Here is a 20,380-nt window from a genome sequence, read left to right as displayed (position 1 = left end):
TAGACCGTGAGCGTACGCATTTCTACTTCGCAGTACTACAACACCACCAGTGCAAACTATCAGCGTAATTTCGCCAATTCGCTGAAGACCCAGCAGGAGGCCAGCGATGGCATCCGTGTACGTTCTGCAAAGGATGACCCGGTGGGTGCCGCACGCTTGCTGCAGTTGGAGCAGCAACAAAGCATGCTCAAGCAATACGCCACCAATACTGTCAATGTTCGTAATGCCCTGGGCACTGCGGAAAGCACGTTGAAGTCGATTGGTAACGTCCTGCAGCGGGTCAACGAGTTGGCAGTGAGCTCCGGCAACGGCGCGTTCACCGACTCTGACCGTAAGGCCAATGCCGATGAACTGGCTTCGCTGGAAGACCAACTGTTCAACCTGATGAACAGCAAAGATGAGAGCGGAAAGTACATTTTCTCGGGTTCCAAGGGCGAGACGCCACCCTACCAGCGCAACGCCGATGGCACCTACAGCTACCAAGGCGACCAAGGCAAACTGAACCTGCAGGTGGGGGACATGCTCAGCCTGGCCGCCAACGAGACTGGCTACGATGCCTTCGAGCAGGCACTCAACACCAGCCGCAGCGAGACCAAGCTGACCGCGCCTGCTACGGACGATGGCCGCGTCAGCCTGTCCAACGGCCAGGTATCCGGTAGCGCGACGTTTAACGACCGTTTCCGCAGTGGCGAGCCTTACACGCTCGAGTTTGTCAGCAGCACCGAGTACAAGATCACGGATGCCAAGGGTAATGACGTTACGCTCGAGGCCAGCCAGGGCGGTAAATTCGATCCCAAGGGCGAAAACACTTCAGTCAACTTCCGCGGTGTCGATCTGCGCCTGGCCATCACCTACAAGGATGGCGACAAGGGTAACGAAGATGCCGCCATCGCGGGTCATACGTTCAGCTTGAGCTCCAAGGCCGATGAGGTGTCCGGAACGCGAAGCCCAGGTAATAGTTCTTCTGAGCAGGTCACCGGTGCAACCATCACCGACCCGGACCTCTACAAGGCAGCCTTCCCGTCAGGCGGCGCCGTGCTCAAGTTCACCGGCAGCAATACTTTCGAGCTGTATGCATCGCCTGTCACTGCCGACAGCCGCCCGGTCGCCAAAGGTGCGCTGGGTGGGCCGAACGGTACTACCGCGTCGGCTGCGGGTGTCAGCTTCGAGCTGTCGGGTGCGCCGAGTGCCGGCGATTCGTTCGAGGTGAAGGTCGACACTCACCAGACCCAGAACGTGCTCGATACCATCAGCAAGCTGCGCACCGCGCTGAGCACGCCGATGGACGGTGATCCGGCAGCAAAGCAGAGCTTCCTGGTCTCGCTGGATTCGGCGATGGGCAACGTCGCTAGCGCCATCAACCAGGTCTCTTCGTCGGTCAGTGCTATCGGCGGTCGCGGCCAGGCGCTGGATGTGCAAGCAGAAACCAACGAGGCGTTGAGTACTGAAAACACCAAGACCCAAAGCTCGATTCGCGAAAGCGATCCGGCCGAGGTGATGCTGCGCCTGAACATGCAGTCCAACATGCTGCAGGCTTCCTTGCAGGCCTATGCAAAAATCGCCGGGCTGTCGTTGGTCAATTACATCTGATCGAGGCTTTTTGGGGTGAGGTGATCTGCATGTAAAGGGTCATCTTGCCTTCCCTCGCCGCATAAAATGCTTTACCGCTTAAGTGAGTAACCTGTGAGCGCACAGCCCCTCGTCACTATCGCCATTCCAGCGTTCAATCCAGAGTTCTTTCGCAGCACGCTGAGTAGCGCGCTCATTCAGGACTACCCCAGGCTGGAGGTGGTCATTTGCGACGACAGCCCTGGCCAAGAGATCGAGGCGATTTGTGAGGAGTTGGGCAGGGCTTCCCCGCTGGTCGTGCGTTATGTGCGCAATCCCCAGCGCTTGGGCTTTGCCCGCAACTTGCTGGCTTGCTTGAGCCACGCTTCAGGTGAGCTGATCAAGTTTCTCTGTGATGATGACCTGTTGTTGGAGCAGTGCATCAGCCATCAGGCGAAGGTCATGTGTGACCATGAGCAAGTGAGCATGGTGAGTAGCCAGCGTTTGCTTTGCGATGCGGATGACATTCTTCTGCCCTCTCGAGGGCTTAATGCAGTGATCGCCCCGACCAGTGCCTTGCTTCATGGCACTGACCTGCTTGCATGTATAGCGGACAGTACTGCCAACCTTTTTGGTGGCATCAGCCATGCCCTGTTCCGTCGTGCTCAGGTTGAGGAATACTTGGCAACACTGGTGCAGGATGGTCAGGGGTTCTCCGCACGCCTCGATATGGCCCTGTTTATCTGCTTGTTGCGTCGTGGGCATCTGGCCAGCCTGGAGCACGTGCTGAGTATTGAGCGTATTCATGCGGGCAGGCTCAGCCATCACGTGTCGATGAGAGAGGCGACCAAGGTCGAGACGGATTGGCTGCACCAGATGCTGGCTGCACGAGCGGGAGAACACGAGCCTGCCGAGGGGTGGGTACGCTACTTGCCTCTGGCATTGTGCAGCGGCGATATCGAAGAGCAGTGGCAAGAGCTGGACTTCCGAAATTTCACCACCCGGCAGATCGCTTCCTTCCAGATGCAGGTCGGTACTTACAGCCTTAGCTTCACGGAGTTGTACGCTGAATGGCTGGAGTCTCGCTCATTGTCGCAAGGCCAGCAGCGCCTGCTGCCCAAGCGTATCGAGCAGTGGCCATGCCAACCCCGTATCGTGCCTGTGGTGTTCTACAACGAGGACGAAGAGCTTGCCCTGCGCGCTACGCTGGATAGCTTGGCTGCGCAGTCCTATGGTGCCAGCCGTATTCAGTTACTCGGCCCCGCTGATCTGCCGCCGCCGGCCATTGCAGGGGTACAGCATCAGATTCGCCACGATGACGGCTTCGGTGATGTCAATGCACTGCTGCTGGACGGCCAGGCCGATTGGATCGTCCTGCTGCGCGCAGGGGATCGTCTGCACCCCCATGCACTGGTGATCATGGCCGAACGCATGGCCTTGAACACGGGTAGTTTGTGCCTGTACAGCGATGAAGGTGCGTACAACGGGCGGGAGTCGAACCAGCCGATCTTCAAGCCCGACTTCAATCTGGATTTGATGCGCAGCCTGCCTTATGTAGGCCGTCAATTAGCGTTCAAATGTGACGCTGTGCGTGCCGTTGGCGGTTTTGATTCGCAGTTCGCCAGCCTGGCGCCGCACGATTTGCTCTGGCGGCTGGTCGAGGTGCATGGCTTGCAGGTGGTTGAGCACATCCCCGAATTGCTGGTACAGAGCCAATACACCTATGCCGACTGGATGCATGACCCGGCAGTGCAAGCGCATGCCGCAGCGGTGTTGCGGGCGCATTTGAAGCGAGTGGGTGTGGCGGCCGAAGTGGAGGCTGTTACGGGTAGCATGGCCACTCAGGTGTGTTATCAGCATGAACAGCAGGCGAGTGTGTCCATTCTGATCGTGGTTGGGAGTGATCTGCTCGCGCTGCGTCGCTGTGTTGAGTCCTTGTTCGAGTACACCCGCTACGGCATTTACGAAGTGTTGTTGATCGCCAGTGGTGATGAGTCGGTTGAGGTGCGTGACTGGTTGGCGGCCATGGGCGGGTTGGGCGGCGACCAGTTGCGCATACTTGAGGTGCAGGCTCAAGGGAAGGCTGCATGCCTGAACATGGGCAGTGAATATGCCCGCGGCGAATACCTGCTGTTACTCGATGTCGGGTGCGTCCTGTTTGACGCGCACTGGTTGCAAGCGTTGATGAGCCAGGCCCAGCGCCCGGAGGTTGGGGCCGTCGGGCCAAAGCTGTACGCACGTGACGGTACTGCGGCTTGCAGTGCAATGGTTCTAGGGTTGGGGGGGGCTGCTGGTAACCCATTTGCGGGCAATGCGGCAGATGCTGATAGCTACCTGGATCGGTTGCGCCTGGTGCAAAACTGGAGTGCGCTCAACCTGGATTGTCTGTTGGTTCGGCGCGAGTTGTTCCATGAGCTGCAGGGCTTGGATACGCAGGCATTTCAACAAGATTGGTTTGATGCAGATCTCTGCCTGAGGGTGCGTGAGGCGGGTTATCTCGTAGTCTGGACGCCGTTTTCGAGGGTCATCCGGTTGCCTTCGAGCATGCCCGGCAAGGGGCGTGCTGACCAACAGGCGTTTTACCAGCGCTGGCTGGGCCTTGTTGCCAATGATCCGGCCTACAACAAGAACCTGAGCCTTAAGCAGGGGAACTTCAGGCTTGAGCCAGGGTTGCGTAGCGGTTGGGATCCTTTCATTGCGCGAGCGATGCCGTCAGTGTTGGCGTTGCCATTCAATGCGTCTGCAGTCGGGCATTATCGAGTCATCCAGCCGTTCACGGAGCTGGAAGGCGCAGGCTGGATTCAGGGGCGGATCGGGTACCAGATGCCGGAACCCATTGTGTCGGAGCGTGAGAAGCCTGATGCGATGATCCTGCAGCTTCGGTATTCCGCTGAACATTTGAAGGAGTTGACTGAAATCAGGCAGTTCTCCAATGCTCGGCGCATCTTCGAAATCGACGATTATGTAATCCAGCCGCCTGAGAAAAACGACCATACCCGGAATTGGCCGAAAGACATTGGCGAGTTGCTCAGCCAGGCTGTTGGTCTTTGTGATCGGCTGGTGGTTTCCACCGAGCCCTTGGCTGACGCTTTGTCGCACATGCACCACGACATCCGTGTGGTGCCCAACATGTTGGCCGCTTCGCTGTGGACAGGTCTTTCCAGCCAGCGCCAGACCAGCATGAAACCTCGTGTGGGCTGGGCAGGTGGTACCAGCCACAGAGGGGATCTGGAGTTGATGCTGGGCGTTGTCCGGGCTTTGGCGGATGAGGTCGACTGGGTGTTCTTCGGCATGTGCCCGGAGGTGCTGCGTCCCTATATCAAGGAGTTCCACAAAGGCGTACCACTGGCTCAGTATCCGCGTAAGTTGGCCAGCCTCAATCTTGACCTGGCGCTGGCTCCGCTTGAGCAGAACTTGTTCAACGACTGCAAGAGTAACTTGCGCCTGCTGGAGTATGGCGCCTGTGGGTTCCCTGTCATTTGCACTGATACCAAGGCGTACGCTGGCTACCTGCCCTGCACGCGAGTCAAAGACAATACGACCGAACAGTGGCTAGAGGCGATACGCATGCACCTTTGCGATCCTCAGGCCAACTACCGTCAGGGTGATGCCCTGCGCGAAGCGGTACTGCGGGACTACGTACTGACGCCGCAACACTTGCAGCATTGGGCTAATGCCTGGTTGGCAGACTGAGCCTATGGCTCGGCGCCGGGCGCTGAATCGAAAAATTGAAGAGGGTATTATGGCCGAAATTGCAACTGCGCCGAGTAGTGAAGTCACCGTCGTTTTGCTGGGGCAGGGCAAGGCCGATTACTGTGCTCGAGCGCACTACCATTACCAGCAAGCCGGTATCCCGTCAGTGGTGGTGGGTTCGGTTTCGGCGGGGCAGGCAGGGGAAGACCTGCGCGAGCAACTGCAAGAGGTACTGCAGCGGATCGCTACACCATTCGTGGTGCTTGCCATGGAGACCGACTTTGTCTTGGTCGATGCGCTGCAGGGGGCAGTGGCCTGCTTGCATGAGCAGTCACAGGCGCTCGCAGCCCAGGGCTGTGCGCTGGGCTTCGTCGTGGGTAATGCCAAGATGAAGTACCACAAACTCGGTAGTGCGCTGCCAGTATCGGCAGAGCCTGGAGCGAGAGCGCGCCTGCTCCAATACGCTCAGGCTGGCCGCCAGGCTTGGCGTGCGATGGTCCGTCGGCCTGCCTTGCAGGCGGCGCTGGCCAGTGTGCCTTCACATGCGGATGTCGCCACGTTCCAGTTGGCGTTGTCCTACGCGATCCTTGCGCTTGGCGAGATAGCCCAGCTTGATCAGACCGATGTGCTTTGCGCGTATGAGCCACTTGCCTCCAGCCGGGTAGCGCGTGAAGAACAGTTGAACAAAGCGCTGCGCTATCTGCGTCAGCACGATGCCGAGTATCAGGCGTTGTGTGTCGACGATGCTGGATATGCCGTACTCAATCAGTATGTCCGCAGCACCTACGACCATGGTGAGGCACCTTTACTGTTCACTTCCAGCTGGAGCAGTGTGAATGGTGATCCTCAGCGCGTGTTTGAACCTAGCCAGTATGTGGAGATGCCCTATTACAATAGTGCGTTGTTCGCTCAGCTGTCGGCTGTGGAGTTCATTTGCCATGCCTGGCCGGCGGGCGTGGAACAGTACAGGGCGCTGGAGGGGATGTGGGTTCGCCAGCATCACCTGGCAAGGGTGCATGCTAACGATACTGCGGAGAGTTTGCAGTTGCGCTATTGGCAGGCGATGGTCCTAGGGCTTTTCGATCCGCAGATCTGCCGGCAGTTGGTTGCGACCCTGACCGGACCAGACGAGGGCGATCGTGTCCGAGAACTGAACGAATGGCTCCTGCGCCTGGAGCGGATACCTGGTATTGCTCAACTCCCGCGTCTGGAGGCAACGCCCTCGGGGCAGCTTCTGTCAGACTTGCAGGCAGCTACGCCAGATGCCGCCGCGCTCAAGCGCGTGCAGGGCTATCTGGCCAATCGCTCTGCTGGGCAGATTGCCTTCGTGGTGTTAGATCTGGCCAACGATGATGTCGGCCTGCAAAATACTTTCGATAGTGTGCTTGCCAGTGGTGCACAGGGCTTCAAGCTGGTGGTGCTCAAGGCAGGTAAACCGCCAGTCATCACCACCGCTCGAGATACCCTGCATTTCATCCAGGTCAATGACAGCAACTGGGTGGCCCACTTGAACCAGGTGGTGCGGCAGTTGCCGAGCGAATGGTTGTTGATGCTGCAGGCGGGTGATGAATTGCTTGCTGGTGGCTTGATGCAATTGTTGGTCGAGCTCTGCGAGTCGCCCGCTTGCCAGGCCATTTGTGCCAATGAAGTGCAGCGCGATGAAGAAGGGCGGATGCATGCGGTCGTCCGCCCAGGCGCCGACGTGAATCTGCTTCGCAGTCAGGCGGGGCTGATGTCGCGGCACTGGTTGTTGCGCCGTCAGGCGGTGCTGGATCTTGGTGGCTATAGCGAAACCCATCGTCAAGCTTTGGAGCTGGACTTCTTGCTTCGGCTGGTCGAAGCCCAAGGTCTGAGCAGCTTGGCACATCTGGACGATTACTTGGTCATCGGTGAGCAGGCCAGCCCTGCGTTGGAAGGGGAGGCCGTTAAGGTGGTTAGCCGGCACCTCACGCAATTGGGGTATCGCGCTCAGCTCAAGGAGCAGGAACTCGCTGGCGTGTCGATCGACTACCGGCATGACGCCACGCCGCTGGTTAGCATTCTGGTGGCGAGTGAAGGGGATGCGGCCCTGTTGCAGGCTTGCCTCACCAGGGTGGTACAGCGTACCCGTTATCCACGTTATGAGGTGCTGGTGGTCTGCGCCGATCATGAAGCGCCGATGCTTCAAGGCTTCGGAGGGCGGGTCCGAGTGCTGGTCGGTCAGGTGGGTGAGTCACGCAGCAGCTGGCTGAACCAGGCGGCCGGTCAGGCTCTGGGGGACTACCTTGTGTTGTTGTCCGCACGCTGCCAAGTCATCACCCCTGCCTGGCTCGAGATGTTGCTCAATGAGGCGCAGCGCCCGGAGGTCGGCGTGGTGGGGGCATTGCTGCAAGCGGCTGATGCGACCTTGTTGCATGCTGGGTATGCCTTGCTCGATGGGCCGAAAGTCGCCATGCCTTGGCAGGGTTTGTCGCCAGAGGAGCGTGGTGAGGCGCGTTGGTCACTCTCGGTGCGCAGTTGTCAGGCGGTCAGTGCGGACTGCTTGATGGTCAGTAAGGGTGTGTTCGAGCACTGTGGGGGTTTGCAGATCGAGGAAGGGGCTGACATCGACTTGTGCTTGGCTGCCATGGAAGCTGGGCAATCGGTGGTCTGGACACCTCAGGCGCAATTGCAGGTTTGCGCTATGCCTAGTGCAAGTGAGGGCTTGGCGCAGGCGCTGTTTGTACGCTGGCCGTCGGCTTTCACGGGGCGTGTTGGGTCTGCCTCGACGCTGGACTGGCTGTCTCGGGTTGAATAGCCAACCAGGCGGTTTATTGACGGTGCTGCGATCCTGGCCATCGTAGCCCCTGAGTCATGGACCGATGATCGGCCAGTTCTCCATTCGCTGGCCGCGCTTACCGTCAAGGGTTTACTGCTTATTATTCTATCTGGCGGCGGCTGCTTGCTCCGACGCCAAGCCTAATTGGCAATCTTTTTGCTAGGTAGCTGCAACTTACTGAATTGGTCAGTATTTTGTCAGCCCTCTGAGGGCGCTAGCCCGTCAAGGTGGGTCGACAATGAAAGCAGTCATCCTGGCCGGAGGCCTGGGTACCCGTATCAGTGAAGAGTCACATCTTCGCCCCAAACCGATGATCGAGATTGGTGGCAAGCCGATCATATGGCACATCATGAAGATCTATTCCCATTACGGGATTACCGATTTTGTGATCTGTCTGGGCTACAAGGGCTATGTGATCAAGGAATACTTCGCTAACTATTTCTTGCATATGTCCGATGTCACCTTCGACATGTCGGAAAATCAGATGCACATCCACAACCGTCATGCCGAACCTTGGCGCGTGACGCTTGTGGATACCGGTGAGAATACGGCAACCGGTGGGCGCCTCAAGCGCGTGCGCGACTATGTTGGGGACGAGGCCTTCTGCCTGACCTATGGTGACGGCGTAGCCAACGTCGACTTGTCTGCATTGCTCGAATTCCACAAGTATCACGGCAAGCTGGCAACGGTCACCGCCGTCCAGCCGCCGGGGCGTTACGGCGCATTGGATGTTCGTGGTGAGCAGGTCCATGGTTTCCAGGAAAAGCCTTTGGGCGACGGCGGCTGGATCAATGGCGGATTCTTCGTGCTCGAACCGGGGATCTTCGACTACATCGAAGGTGACACGACCACCTGGGAGTACGAACCAATGCGCGCCTTGGCGCAGGACGGCCAGCTGATGAGTTATGTGCATCGAGGGTTCTGGCAGGCTATGGACACCCTGCGTGATCGCAATTACCTGGAAGAGCGGTGGAAGGCGAGTGAGGCGCAATGGCGAGTATGGCAGTAAGTCGCAGCTTCTGGTCGGGGCGCCGGGTCTTCTTGACTGGGCATAGCGGTTTTAAAGGTGGTTGGCTTGCCCTTTGGTTGAGAGAGCTCGGTGCCGAAGTCCATGGCTACTCGCTGGCACCCGACACGTCACCGGCACTTTACGATAGCGCTCGGCTGGCCGCGTGCGTCGGGGGGGAATTTGCCGATGTCCGTAATGCCGAGCATGTGCTGCGCAGTGTGGTGGCATTCCGCCCGGAAATTGTAATGCACCTGGCTGCGCAGCCGTTGGTGCGTGAATCCTATCGCAGCCCGGCGCAAACCTATGCGACCAATGTCACCGGCACGCTCAACGTGCTAGAGGCTGTGCGTCAGTGCGCGTCGGTGCGTGCTGTATTGGTGGTGACCAGCGACAAGTGCTACGAGAACCGCGAGTGGATATGGCCTTATCGCGAGCAGGATGCTTTAGGCGGGCATGACCCCTACAGCAGTAGCAAAGCCTGCGTCGAGCTGCTTTGTGCTTCATGGCGCGAGTCCTTCCTGCGTGAACGGGGTGTCGCGCTGGCGACGGCACGCGCGGGTAACGTAATCGGTGGTGGGGACTGGTCCGCTGACCGTCTGCTACCAGACATCCTGCGTACGTGGGGGGCAGGTGAGTCGCTGACGCTGCGTTATCCAAGTGCTGTGCGTCCGTGGCAACACGTGCTTGACCCGCTTCAGGGCTATTTACTTCTGGCGCAGGCGTTGGTCGAACACGGTCAGGACATGGCTCAGGCCTGGAATTTCGGGCCAGACAGTGAGGGTACGGCAACCGTTGGTGACGTGGTGAAAACCATGGCGCAGCTATGGCCCAGCGAGGTCCGCTGGGCCATCGAGCCGCAAGCCCAGCCCCATGAAGCTGGGCTACTGACCCTCGATTCGTCCAAGGCGCGTCAACTGCTGGGTTGGCGCCCGCGCTGGGGGTTGAGGCAATCCTTGCAAAAGACGCTGGAGTGGCATCACGCCTGGCACGAGCATCAAGACATGCAGCAATACTGCCGCACGCAGATAGCGGCCCATGAAGGTGAGAACCAATGACTGATCAAACGGCGCAGCAGTTGCGCCAGCAAATTGCCGAACTCGTAGGCCGCTATGCAGAGCTGGAACTGGCTGCGCACCCGTTTGTACCGGGCCAACATGCGGTTCCACCGTCAGGCAAAGTCATTGGTGCTCCAGAGTTGCAGGCCATGACCGAGGCGGTGCTTGACGGCTGGTTGACTACCGGGCGTTTCAACCAGGCGTTCGAGAAGCGTCTGGCACGTTACCTTGGCCGACGCGGTGTGCTGACTGCCAACTCCGGCTCTTCAGCCAACCTGTTGGCATTTTCTGCCCTGACTTCGCCGCGACTGGGTGATCGCGCAATTCGCAAGGGGGACGAGGTCATCGGTGTGGCTGCTGGCTTCCCCACAACGGTTAACCCGATTCTGCAGTTTGGCGCCGTGCCGGTTTTCGTCGATATCGAAATGGGCACTTACAACGTCGACCCGACTTTGATCGAGGCGGCCATCGGCCCAAGGACCAAGGCCATAATGCTGGCCCATACCTTGGGCAACCCGTTCAATCTCAAAGTGGTGCGCGAGTTGTGCGACCGCTATGGGCTGTGGCTGATTGAAGACTGCTGCGACGCCCTGGGCGCGACCTACGATGGCCGTCAAGTGGGTGGTTTCGGCGACCTGGGAACGTTGAGTTTTTACCCGGCGCACCATATCACCATGGGAGAGGGGGGGGCGGTATTCACGGATTCTCCTTTGCTCAAGCGTATCGTCGAGTCGTTCCGTGATTGGGGGCGTGACTGCTATTGCGGGCCAGGCGAGGACAATACCTGCAGCAAGCGTTTCTGTTGGCAGTTGGGCGATCTGCCGCAAGGGTACGACCACAAGTACACCTATTCCCATTTGGGCTACAACCTGAAAATTACTGACATGCAGGCCGCTTGTGCCCTGGCGCAGATGGACCGAGTCGATGACTTCATCGCTGCCCGCAAACGCAATTTCGCCTGGCTCAGCGATCGGCTCGCTGGTTGTGCCGAGCAGTTGATTCTCCCGCATGCCACGCCTAACAGCGACCCTTCTTGGTTCGGCTTCCCCTTGACGTTGCGTGATGGTTGTGGCGTCGAGCGTCTGGACCTGTTGCGCCACCTTGATGCACAGAATGTCGGTACCCGGCTGTTGTTTGCGGGCAACCTGATTCGACAGCCTTACATGAAGGAGCAGCAGTACCGGGTGGCCAGTGAGTTGCCGGTGACCGACAAAGTGATGAGAGATACGTTCTGGATCGGCCTGTGGCCTGGCCTTGGCGAGGATCACCTTGAGCACGCCGCGAGCAGTATCGAAAGTTACGTGCGGAGAGTGCGCTGATGTCCACCTTCAATCGTGCGCTTGTTATCAGGCACGGTCGTCAGTGGTTCGATCGAGCCACCGCCCGGCCAACTTCGACACAGCGACCCGGATATAGCCTGTGATTACTCAAGGTCTCCCGCCCCTGCATGTGGCTTCCCCGCGCCCTTATTACATATTCGCGCCGGATTACCGTCAGAACTCGGCAGGCGTCCGGGTCATGCACATGCTTTGTCATCTGCTCAATCGCTGCGGCCAGGACGCCTACCTGGCCCCCGCCGTTACCAACCCGATGTGGCACACGCCTTTACTGACGGATGAGCTCAAGTTTCAGCATGAGCAAGCAGGGCGCGAGCCTATCGTGGTGTATCCGGAGGTGGTCCCGGGTAACCCGATTAAAGCACGATCGGTCGTGCGTTATCTTTTGAACATACCAGGGCTGATTGGCAGTGATACGGAGTTCGCGGATTCGGAAATGATCTTTGCCTACGGCCAGCATCTGTTGCCCGAGGGTGAAAGCGCCGAGCGGATACTGTTCCTGCCTCCGATCGATACTTCGCTGTTCAACAACCTCGCCAACCCCTATGACAAGCATCGCAAGGGTTGGTTGATTTACCCAGGCCGGCATGCGGACGCTCTCAAGGAGCATCCAGATCTGGCTGCGAAGTGCACCGTCATCACCCATGCGTGGCCGGCTACCCCGCGGGAAATGGCCGAACTTTTTCGGCGAAGCGAGGGCATCTATTGCTTTTCTTCCACGGCCACAGCTTTGGAAGCCATGTTGTGTGGTTGCCCCGCCGTTGTACTGAAATCCCCCTTCTTCGATGGTACGCCGCTCGGTGTTGGGGAGTTCGGGACGCATGGACTGGCGTTCGAAGATGCGCCAGAGGCGATTGAGCAGGCCAGGAGTGGCCTGGCCATCGTCCAAGAAAGGTATACGGACCTACAGAATCGATTTTGGGGGCAATTGGGCAGATTTATCGAGCTAACCCAGGCGATGCCGTATATCACTCAGCAACGAGACGGGGCGTCTGGGAATAATGAGGGTCAGGCGGGGCATCAGCAAGAGAGTCACGGTATTGGTCAGTGGTTGCGGCAACGTTGCCCCACAGATACACAAGTGGCGTTGATCGCTCGTCGTCTTGAAGCGCGGCAACATGACTTGCCGCACTTTGACTTCATCATTGTCCCGGATGGACTGCCCGCGGCGATTGAGGCAACGCGACAAAGCCTGCGGGAGCAAATTTATCAGCATATCCACATTCACCTTCCAGCCGATGGTGAGCTCGTCACCCTCAATCAGATGGTCGAACGGCAAGCAGAGGGTCAGTGGCTTTGCTTTGTGAGCGCCGGCACGACGTTTACACCGTTTGGGCTGTTGATGCTCGCACTTGAATTACTTGACGCAGGCAATGTCCGAGCGGTCTACGCGGATGAGCTGGTCTCAATCCCCGGGGGGGCACAGCAGGCTCTCTTGCGGCCGGATTTCAACCTGGACATGTTCCTTGCCCAACCTGCGCAGATGGCCCGTCATTGGTTCTATCGCCGCGATGTATTCCTCAATGCGGGAGGCTTCGCGCCTGAGAGCAAGGGCGCGGCAGAGGTTGGCTTGCTGTTGCGGCTGATCGAAGAGGCCGATGGGCTGGACGGGTTGGCGCATGTCAGTGAGCCCGTGTGTATCACGCCTATGGCTGAGCCTGCGCACAGTCCTCAGGAGCAGGCGGTGCTGCTCCAGCATCTGCATCGGCGGGGGTATGGACAGGCGCAGGTGCAGATGCACCTGCCAGGCATCCACCGTATCGTTTACGGCCACCTCGACAAGCCACTGGTTTCAGTGGTGGTCCCAATCGGGGAGCGATTCGAGCCGTTGCGTCGTTGCATTAATTCTTTGATGGGAATCACCACCTATCCCCATTACGAGATTCTCCTGGTGGGCGATGGCAGCAGCGATCTGGCCACCCGCACATGGCTCGATGGTCTTGTTGCGCAGGAGAGCCGGCAGATAAGAGTGCTGAGTAACTCATCCGCACGTGATTACGCTTCTGCCAGCAATCTGGCAGCCCAGCATGCGCTCGGTGAATATCTGGTATTGCTGCACGACGATACCGTCATTGTGCAGAGCGACTGGTTGGATGCCTTGCTCAATCATGGGCAGCGTCCGGAAGTGGGAATCGTCGGCGCCAAGTTGATGCACCCCAATGGAATGGTTGAGCAGGCAGGTCAGATTCTGGGCTTGAATGGACCCGCTGGCACGGCATTTTCAGGCGTGGCTGACGACGGGTGCATGAGGCGCCTGGAGCTGGATCAAAACTTCAGTGCTGTGTCCGGTGCCTGCCTCATGATTCGCCGAGCGCTATACGAAGCCTTGGGGGGGATGGGTATGCCCCAGGTGCAAGGGGCCGGCGCAAGTATCGATCTTTGCCTGAAGGCCGGGCATGCCGGTTATCTTACGGTTTGGACACCCCATGCGGTCGTCATGTGCGAGGGGCGCGGTGCCAAGAACGGGCCAACCTACGCGCTTGAGGCGGAGCAGGATGCGCTGTATTTCAAGTGGTTGCCCCTCATTGCCCGCGATCCTGCTTACAACCGCAACCTGTCTCTGCAGGGGAGAGGTTTCGAGCTTGAGACAGATCCAGGCCTGACCAGCAGTCTCTTGCCTTGGCGTCCCTTGCCTGTAGTGCTGGCAATGCCGGGCGATCTGGAGGCCAGCGGCCGCAACCGGATAATTAACCCCGCATTGTCTATGCGCATCGCTGAGCTTGCTGATGTCCGCCTGGGTCTACGCCCCTATCTGCCAGCTGAACTGGAGCGGCTTAAGCCGGATACCTGGGTGATGCGGCCGCCCGCAACCGAGGCACAGGTCGAATCGTTGCGCCGTAATGCCCAGTTCACCCGGGCATTCAGAGTGGCCGAAGTTGACGCCTGCTTGGCGAGCTCGCCTGTGGGAATCTGGCTTCAAGGGGGGCGGTGTGAGGATGCAGAGTTTGCATTGCACCGTTTTGCAGGGCTGGTGGATCGTCTGGTGGTGCCCACTGAGGCCTTGGCTGAAGCGCTGAGGGGCTTGAGCCCGGATATACGGTTAATACCTGAGCGTTTACACCCTGCGCACTGGGGCTCGTTGGAGATTCGCCGAAACGCAGGCCAACGTCGGCGAGTGGGTTGGGTCGAAGGCTCATTCGACGCAAGCCTGCACGCGCTGATGCTGGAGGTTATCCAGGCCTTGCATGCCGATGTGGATTGGGTGTGCTTGGGCGATTGCCCGCAGCAGATTCGCCCCTATCTCAGTGAGCTGCATGAACAAGTGCCATTCGATGAGTACCCGCAAAAACTTGCGTCGCTTCGCCTTGATCTGGCGTTAGCCCCCTTGGGCGGTGGCCTGTTCAACGAATGCATGAGCAATGTGCGGGTATTGGAATATGCCGCTTGCGGTTACCCCGTTGTTTGCAGTGACGTGCCGGCCTATCGGGAATTGCCTGTGACAAGAGTCATGAACACCACAAGGGATTGGGTGGGCGCGATTCAGATGCACCTCGCCGAGCTTGAGGCAAGCGTGAAGGGGGCAGATGCCGTGCGTGAATTGGTCTTGGCCCAGCACACACAGGATGATCGCCATATACAGCAGTGGCTCAACGCGTGGCTTCCTGATTAAGGACTGCGCGAGCATCGACAGCGAACATCCATGAAGCACACGACGGGCCGCCTTGCGCTTTCAGCAGCGGCTCGACAAGTAGAAGTGGGCCGTCCCGGTAAAGCATGCCCTGGCGCCTCTTTCAATCGAGCAACGGCAAATAGGGGAGTATTCAGTGAAAACCATTAGCCAGCGTGACAAAGATTTATTTGAAAACCTGTTTGTTCTGGAACTCGCCAACAACCATTGGGGCAGGCTCGAACGTGGGCTGAAAATCGTCCGTGACCACGGCGCGATTGCCCGTTTCAATAACGTCAAGGCTGCCATCAAGCTGCAGTTTCGTGATGTGGATGAATTCATTCATCCTGATTTCAAAGGTACCTCCGCGCTACGCTACGTCAAAAAAACCGAGGACACTCGGTTAAGCAAGGCCGAATTCACCCGGATGGTGGAAGAGATCAGGAATCTGAGCTGCATTCCCATGGCCACGCCATTCGACGAAGCGTCTGTTGACCTGTGTGTCGAATTCGATATGCCGATTATCAAGATTGCCAGTTCCGATATGAACGATTGGCCGCTAATCGAGAAAGTTGCATCTACCCGTCGCCCCACCATTATCTCGACCGGCGGCGCGTCGGAAAAGGACCTTGACGATGTCGTCCGCTATTTTGAGAAGCGCGACATTCCGCTGTCTATCAACCATTGTGTTTCGCTTTACCCCAGCGAAGACGACGAACTTCAGCTAGACCAGATCGACTACCTGCGCAATCGCTACCCAGACCATGTCATCGGTTTGTCCACGCATGAGTACCATGACTGGCACTCGTCCATGTTGATTTCCTACGGTAAAGGCGTTCGTACCTGGGAGCGACACATCGACATTCAATATGAAGAGGTACCGGTGTCCAACTACTGCTCGCTGCCCGAGCAGTGTGATACTTGGTACAAGGCTTTCCATAAGGCCAAGGAAATGTGCGGGGGTGTTAGCGGCTCTCGGCGCATCATTTCGCGTAAGGAAACCGAGTACCTCAATGCGCTGGTGCGCGGCGCTTACGCGCTGCGGGATCTGGAGCCGGGTTATGTACTGAGTCGAGATGAATTTGAGAAAGATTTTTATCTTGCCATCCCCTTGCACAAGGGGCAGCTGTCGTGCCGGGAAGTAATGAATGGCGAGAAGTTGCTGCGGCCGATCAAGGCGAACGAGCGTTTGACCATTGACCATATCGACGGACCTTACAGTGAAACGCCTGCTTTGAAGAGTTTGATTCAGGGGCGAGGGATTTGATTATGCCGACTGTTTCTCAGCAAATCGCGCAGTGGCTGGTGCGCGAAGGTGTCGAGCAGGTTTTCAGTGTTACTGGTGGCGGCGCCATGTTCCTCAACCAGGCACTGGGTGGGCACGAGCAGTTGCGTTGCACCTTCATGCATCATGAGCAGGCTTGTGCCATGGCTGCCGAAGGGTACGCACGCATTACCGGTAAACCGGCAGTGGTGATGCTGACCACAGGTCCAGGCTCGATCAATGCGTTCAATGGCGTGCACGGTGCCTTCACAGACTCCATACCGATGATCGTGATTTCCGGACAGGTCAAACGAGAGACCTGTATCGATTTCCAGGATGTGCCGGGCCTGCGCCAACTGGGTGACCAAGAAGGGCCGACGATCGCAATGGCCAGTGCGATCTGCAAGTACGCGCAAATCGTACGCTCGGAGAAAGATGTTGAGGTGATGTTGCCCGAGGCCTACGCGCAGGCTGTAGGCGGCCGCCCGGGGCCGGTGTGGCTCGACATTCCGCTGGATATTCAGCAATCGAAGGCGACCATCGACATCCCAGCGCCGCTACGGGTTCAGCCTTGTGCTTCCGAAGGTTTGCGCGTTGCATGCCGGGACATCGTGGGCAAACTGTTGCAGTCCCACCGCCCATTGATTCTGGGGGGCACTGGAGTACGCCTTTCGCGTACCGAGAAGCGGCTTCTGGCGCTGGTGGAGCGTTATGGTATTCCCCTCGCAACCGCCTGGACGCATGACCTGATCGCTTCTGATCATCCCTTGTTTGCGGGTCGCCCAGGCACTATTGGCACCCGCGCTGGCAACTTCTGCGTGCAAACCGCCGATTTCGTGCTGGTACTGGGGTCGCGCTTGAATGTCCGGCAGGCCAGCTATAACTGGCAGGCGTTTGCCAAGCATGCCTGGGTGGCACAGGTCGACGTCGATGCCGCCGAGCTTAATAAGCCCACCGTCCGGCCTGACTTTGGCGTTGTCGCCGACGTGTCGGAGTTCCTGGATGTACTGGAGCAAGAGTTGGCGAAAGCAACCCTGCAGAGTTTCACGCCTTGGGTGCAATGGTGTCAGCAGATCGGGCGCACCTATCCGGCGTCGGCAGAGCACACTCAAAAAACAGGTGCTGCGCTCAATCCATATGTGATGGTCGAGCGTATTTTCGCGCAGATACGTCCAGATGACATCGTTGTGTGTGGTAATGCCTCTGCCTGCATTCTGCCGTTCCAAGTAGGGGCATTGCAGAAAGATCAGCGTTTGTTCAGTAACTCGGGTTCTGCCTCGATGGGTTACGACTTGCCGGCGGCTATTGGCGCGGCAACGGCCGCTCAAGCTGAAGGTTCCCGGCGCGTGATCTGCTTTGCCGGAGATGGCAGCTTGCAGATGAACATCCAGGAACTGCAGACCCTTAAAACCCTCGGCGTCAATGTGATCGTGATCGTGCTCAACAATCGCGGATATCTGTCCATTTGGCAGACGCACGAGAACTTCTTCGGGCGTGTTATCGGTGCCACGCCGGAATCAGGCGTGGAGTTCCCTGACTTTACGGCCGTGGCCAGGGCTTATGGTCTGCGTGCTGAGAGTATTGCGACTGAGGGCGACCTGGCGAAACTCGACGCGCTGCTCGAAGGTGATGGGCCGTTGTTGATCGACCTGCACGTCGATCCCCGCCAGGAGTTCGTTCCGCGTATCAAGTCGCGGGTCGATGCTCAGGGTGCGTTTGTGACGCCGGAGCTTGACGATATGCACCCGTTTCTGGACCCGGCAACGATGGCGCAGATTCGTGGCGAAGCGCTGGCGATACGCGCCATTCCCTATATCGAAAAAGACTGAGGATGCAACGGCGATGGCTGACAAGACCTACCGCTCTGAAGATTTCACTGCACTGCGTGATCGGGTGCGCGATGCCGTGCCAATTCGCATTGACGTGAACCGACCGCTGTGGATTTTTGGAGCTGGGAATTTCGGCCGTAGTCTTGCCGCTGCAATGAAGCAGCAAGGTATTGTAGTCGCGGGGTTTGTAGAAACGTCGCCTCGGGTGGCTACAGCACTTGGATTGCCGGTATGGGATTGGCAATCGTTGTCCCAGAAGTGCCCTGAGGCACAACTGGCGCTCGGTATTTTCAACCGTGATACACCGTACGACGAGTTGTTGAGCCTTATCGCCAGTGCCGGCTTCGCGCCCCCCTTGATGCCTTGGATGCTTTATGAGCAGTTTTCGCAAGCCCTGGGGTGGCGCTTTTGGCTGGGCGCGCGTTCAGTCTTGCTGGGGGCGATGGAGCGAATCGGGCGCGTGGCCGACGCGTTGGCGGACGATGAGAGCAGGAAAATCCTGTATCGGATGTGCGCTTTCCGGCTTGGCCTGGATACGGAATATTCGAGTTTCTTGTCACCCGAGACCAGGTACATCAATGAGTTGACTTTGCCTGCTTTACAGGGGCGTGACATAACCTACGTGGATTGTGGCGCCTATGACGGCGACAGCTATGAAGAGCTGATTGCATGGCCCGAGATTTCTTGCAAGCTGGCGTTCCTGCTAGAGCCCGATCCAGAGAATTTTGCTCGCCTGGTTCAGCAAGTGGCACAAAAGGGCACCCCGGCAATCTGCTTGCCAATGGCGGCTGCTGAGGCCTATAGCATCTTGACTTTCAATGCGGGGCAGGGCGAAGCCTGTTCCATTAGTCAGCAGGGTGTGGGGGTATCAATTGCAGCGGTTGCGCTGGATCAACTGCTGCCCTGCGTGCCAGTCGATCTCATCAAGCTTGATGTGGAGGGCGCCGAGGTGCAGGTGTTGCGAGGGGCGGAGCAACTTATTCGACGTAGTCGTCCGGTTCTGGTCGTGTCGCTGTACCATAATCCGGAAGACGTTTGGGCGCTGCCCGAACTGCTGTTCGAGATGTGCTCGAACTACAGATTCCATATTCGACAGCATGGTATGAATACCTTCGACTCCGTCCTTTACGCCGTGCCAGTCTGATGAATCTGTTATTGACGGGGGGGACCGGGTTCTTTGGCAAAGCGCTGTTACGCTACTGGACCGCTGGAGGTGATACTGGCTCGCCAAGGCCGTCAGTCACCGTATTGAGTCGATATCCCGAAGTTTTTCTGGCGCAATTCCCAGAATTCGATGGCCAGCCATGGCTGCGCCTGCATCGTGGTGACATTCTGGACCCTGCGTCTTTACCTGAGGGCGGCGATTTCACGCATGTGTTGCACGCCGCAGCCGATTCCACGGCAGGGCCGCAACTCAGCCCGTTGCAACGCTACACCCAGATTGTCGATGGCACTCGCCATTTGCTGGAGTACGCGGCGGCAAATCAGATTCCGCGTTTTTTGATGACCAGTTCTGGTGGTGTCTACGGCCCACAGGCGCCGGAGTTGGAACAGATCCCCGAGCATTACCATGGCATGCCCGATCCGTTAGAGGCGGCGCATGCCTATAGTGTCGCCAAGCGCTGTGCCGAGCACCTTTGCATGCTGTACCAGCAGCAGTTCGGTATTGAGGTTTTGATTGCCCGTTGCTTCGCTTTCGTGGGTCGCGACTTGCCGCGTCACGTGCACTTCGCGATTGGCAATTTCATTCGTGATGCCCTCGAAGCGCCTGCTATTACTGTCAGCGGCGATGGTACGCCTGTGCGCTCGTACATGGACCAGCGCGACCTGGCCCGCTGGCTGGATGTACTGTTACGCAAGGGGCGGGCCGGTAACGCTTACAATGTTGGTTCGGACCAGGCCATCACCGTCCGTGACCTCGCTTATTTAGTGCGCGATACACTCTCGCCACACAAGCCGGTGCTGATTGCCTCGGCAGGGGCGGCGGCGGGGAGTTTTCGAAATCGCTATGTGCCGCAGATCTCCAAAGCGCGCTTGGAGCTAGGGTTGCGATTGCAGTACACCCTGGCTCAGTCGATCAAGGATGCGGTGGATTAGAAGCGCATGAAGCGGGTGCGCAGATGGTAATAATGGCGAAGGCTGAAACATTCCAACATTCTCGATGTGCCAGGTATCTATCGATGATAAGAGACGTATCCTCACTGGAACGTGAGCGAGTTGCCACGCGATGCGTGTGCTGTG

11 protein-coding genes are annotated in these 20,380 nt (G+C 58.2%); all 11 read left to right on the top strand.

What is annotated here, in order from left to right:
- The first annotated feature begins 6 nt into the window (after positions 1-6).
- The 11 genes from ACSSU5_RS03315 to ACSSU5_RS03265 all read left to right on the top strand — a co-directional run bounded on the left by ACSSU5_RS03315 (position 7) and on the right by ACSSU5_RS03265 (position 20,236).
- On the top strand, positions 7-1,590 hold the full coding sequence (locus ACSSU5_RS03315) for a flagellar hook-associated protein 3 (protein WP_492560603.1): 1,584 nt from the start codon (positions 7-9) through the stop codon (positions 1,588-1,590).
- A gap of 93 nt (positions 1,591-1,683) precedes the next feature.
- The gene (locus ACSSU5_RS03310) at positions 1,684-5,241 is read left to right on the top strand and encodes a glycosyltransferase (protein ID WP_492560602.1); all 3,558 of its coding nucleotides are present in this window, start codon (positions 1,684-1,686) and stop codon (positions 5,239-5,241) included.
- 49 nt (positions 5,242-5,290) lie between these two features.
- On the top strand, positions 5,291-8,017 hold the full coding sequence (locus ACSSU5_RS03305; protein WP_492560601.1) for a glycosyltransferase: 2,727 nt from the start codon (positions 5,291-5,293) through the stop codon (positions 8,015-8,017).
- Between the two features lie 259 nt (positions 8,018-8,276).
- Positions 8,277-9,047 carry a glucose-1-phosphate cytidylyltransferase gene (rfbF, locus tag ACSSU5_RS03300; RefSeq protein ID WP_492560600.1) on the top strand — a complete coding sequence of 257 codons (771 nt, stop codon included), beginning with the start codon at positions 8,277-8,279 and terminating at the stop codon, positions 9,045-9,047.
- The gene (gene rfbG, locus ACSSU5_RS03295) at positions 9,029-10,102 is read left to right on the top strand and encodes a CDP-glucose 4,6-dehydratase (RefSeq protein WP_492560599.1); all 1,074 of its coding nucleotides are present in this window, start codon (positions 9,029-9,031) and stop codon (positions 10,100-10,102) included. Before rfbF ends, rfbG begins: the two co-directional genes overlap by 19 nt.
- Positions 10,099-11,421, top strand: coding sequence for a lipopolysaccharide biosynthesis protein RfbH (gene rfbH / locus ACSSU5_RS03290; protein WP_492560598.1), 1,323 nt, complete (start codon positions 10,099-10,101; stop codon positions 11,419-11,421). Before rfbG ends, rfbH begins: the two co-directional genes overlap by 4 nt.
- Positions 11,422-11,620: 199 nt before the next feature.
- On the top strand, positions 11,621-15,049 hold the full coding sequence (locus ACSSU5_RS03285) for a glycosyltransferase (RefSeq protein WP_492560597.1): 3,429 nt from the start codon (positions 11,621-11,623) through the stop codon (positions 15,047-15,049).
- 154 nt (positions 15,050-15,203) lie between these two features.
- Positions 15,204-16,313 (top strand): N-acetylneuraminate synthase family protein, encoded by a 1,110-nt coding sequence (locus ACSSU5_RS03280; protein WP_492560596.1) that lies wholly within the window; start codon positions 15,204-15,206, stop codon positions 16,311-16,313.
- A gap of 2 nt (positions 16,314-16,315) precedes the next feature.
- On the top strand, positions 16,316-18,139 hold the full coding sequence (locus tag ACSSU5_RS03275; RefSeq protein ID WP_492560595.1) for a thiamine pyrophosphate-binding protein: 1,824 nt from the start codon (positions 16,316-16,318) through the stop codon (positions 18,137-18,139).
- 13 nt (positions 18,140-18,152) lie between these two features.
- On the top strand, positions 18,153-19,283 hold the full coding sequence (locus ACSSU5_RS03270) for an FkbM family methyltransferase (protein ID WP_492560594.1): 1,131 nt from the start codon (positions 18,153-18,155) through the stop codon (positions 19,281-19,283).
- Complete coding sequence (locus tag ACSSU5_RS03265; RefSeq protein WP_492560593.1) at positions 19,283-20,236, top strand: NAD-dependent epimerase/dehydratase family protein; 954 nt, start codon at positions 19,283-19,285, stop codon at positions 20,234-20,236. The genes ACSSU5_RS03270 and ACSSU5_RS03265 overlap by 1 nt, the downstream gene beginning before the upstream one ends.
- Positions 20,237-20,380: the final 144 nt, after the last annotated feature.

This window comes from Pseudomonas sp. E1MeOHC2 (genome assembly GCF_058745025.1).
This window is presented reverse-complemented; position numbering and strand designations above follow the sequence as displayed.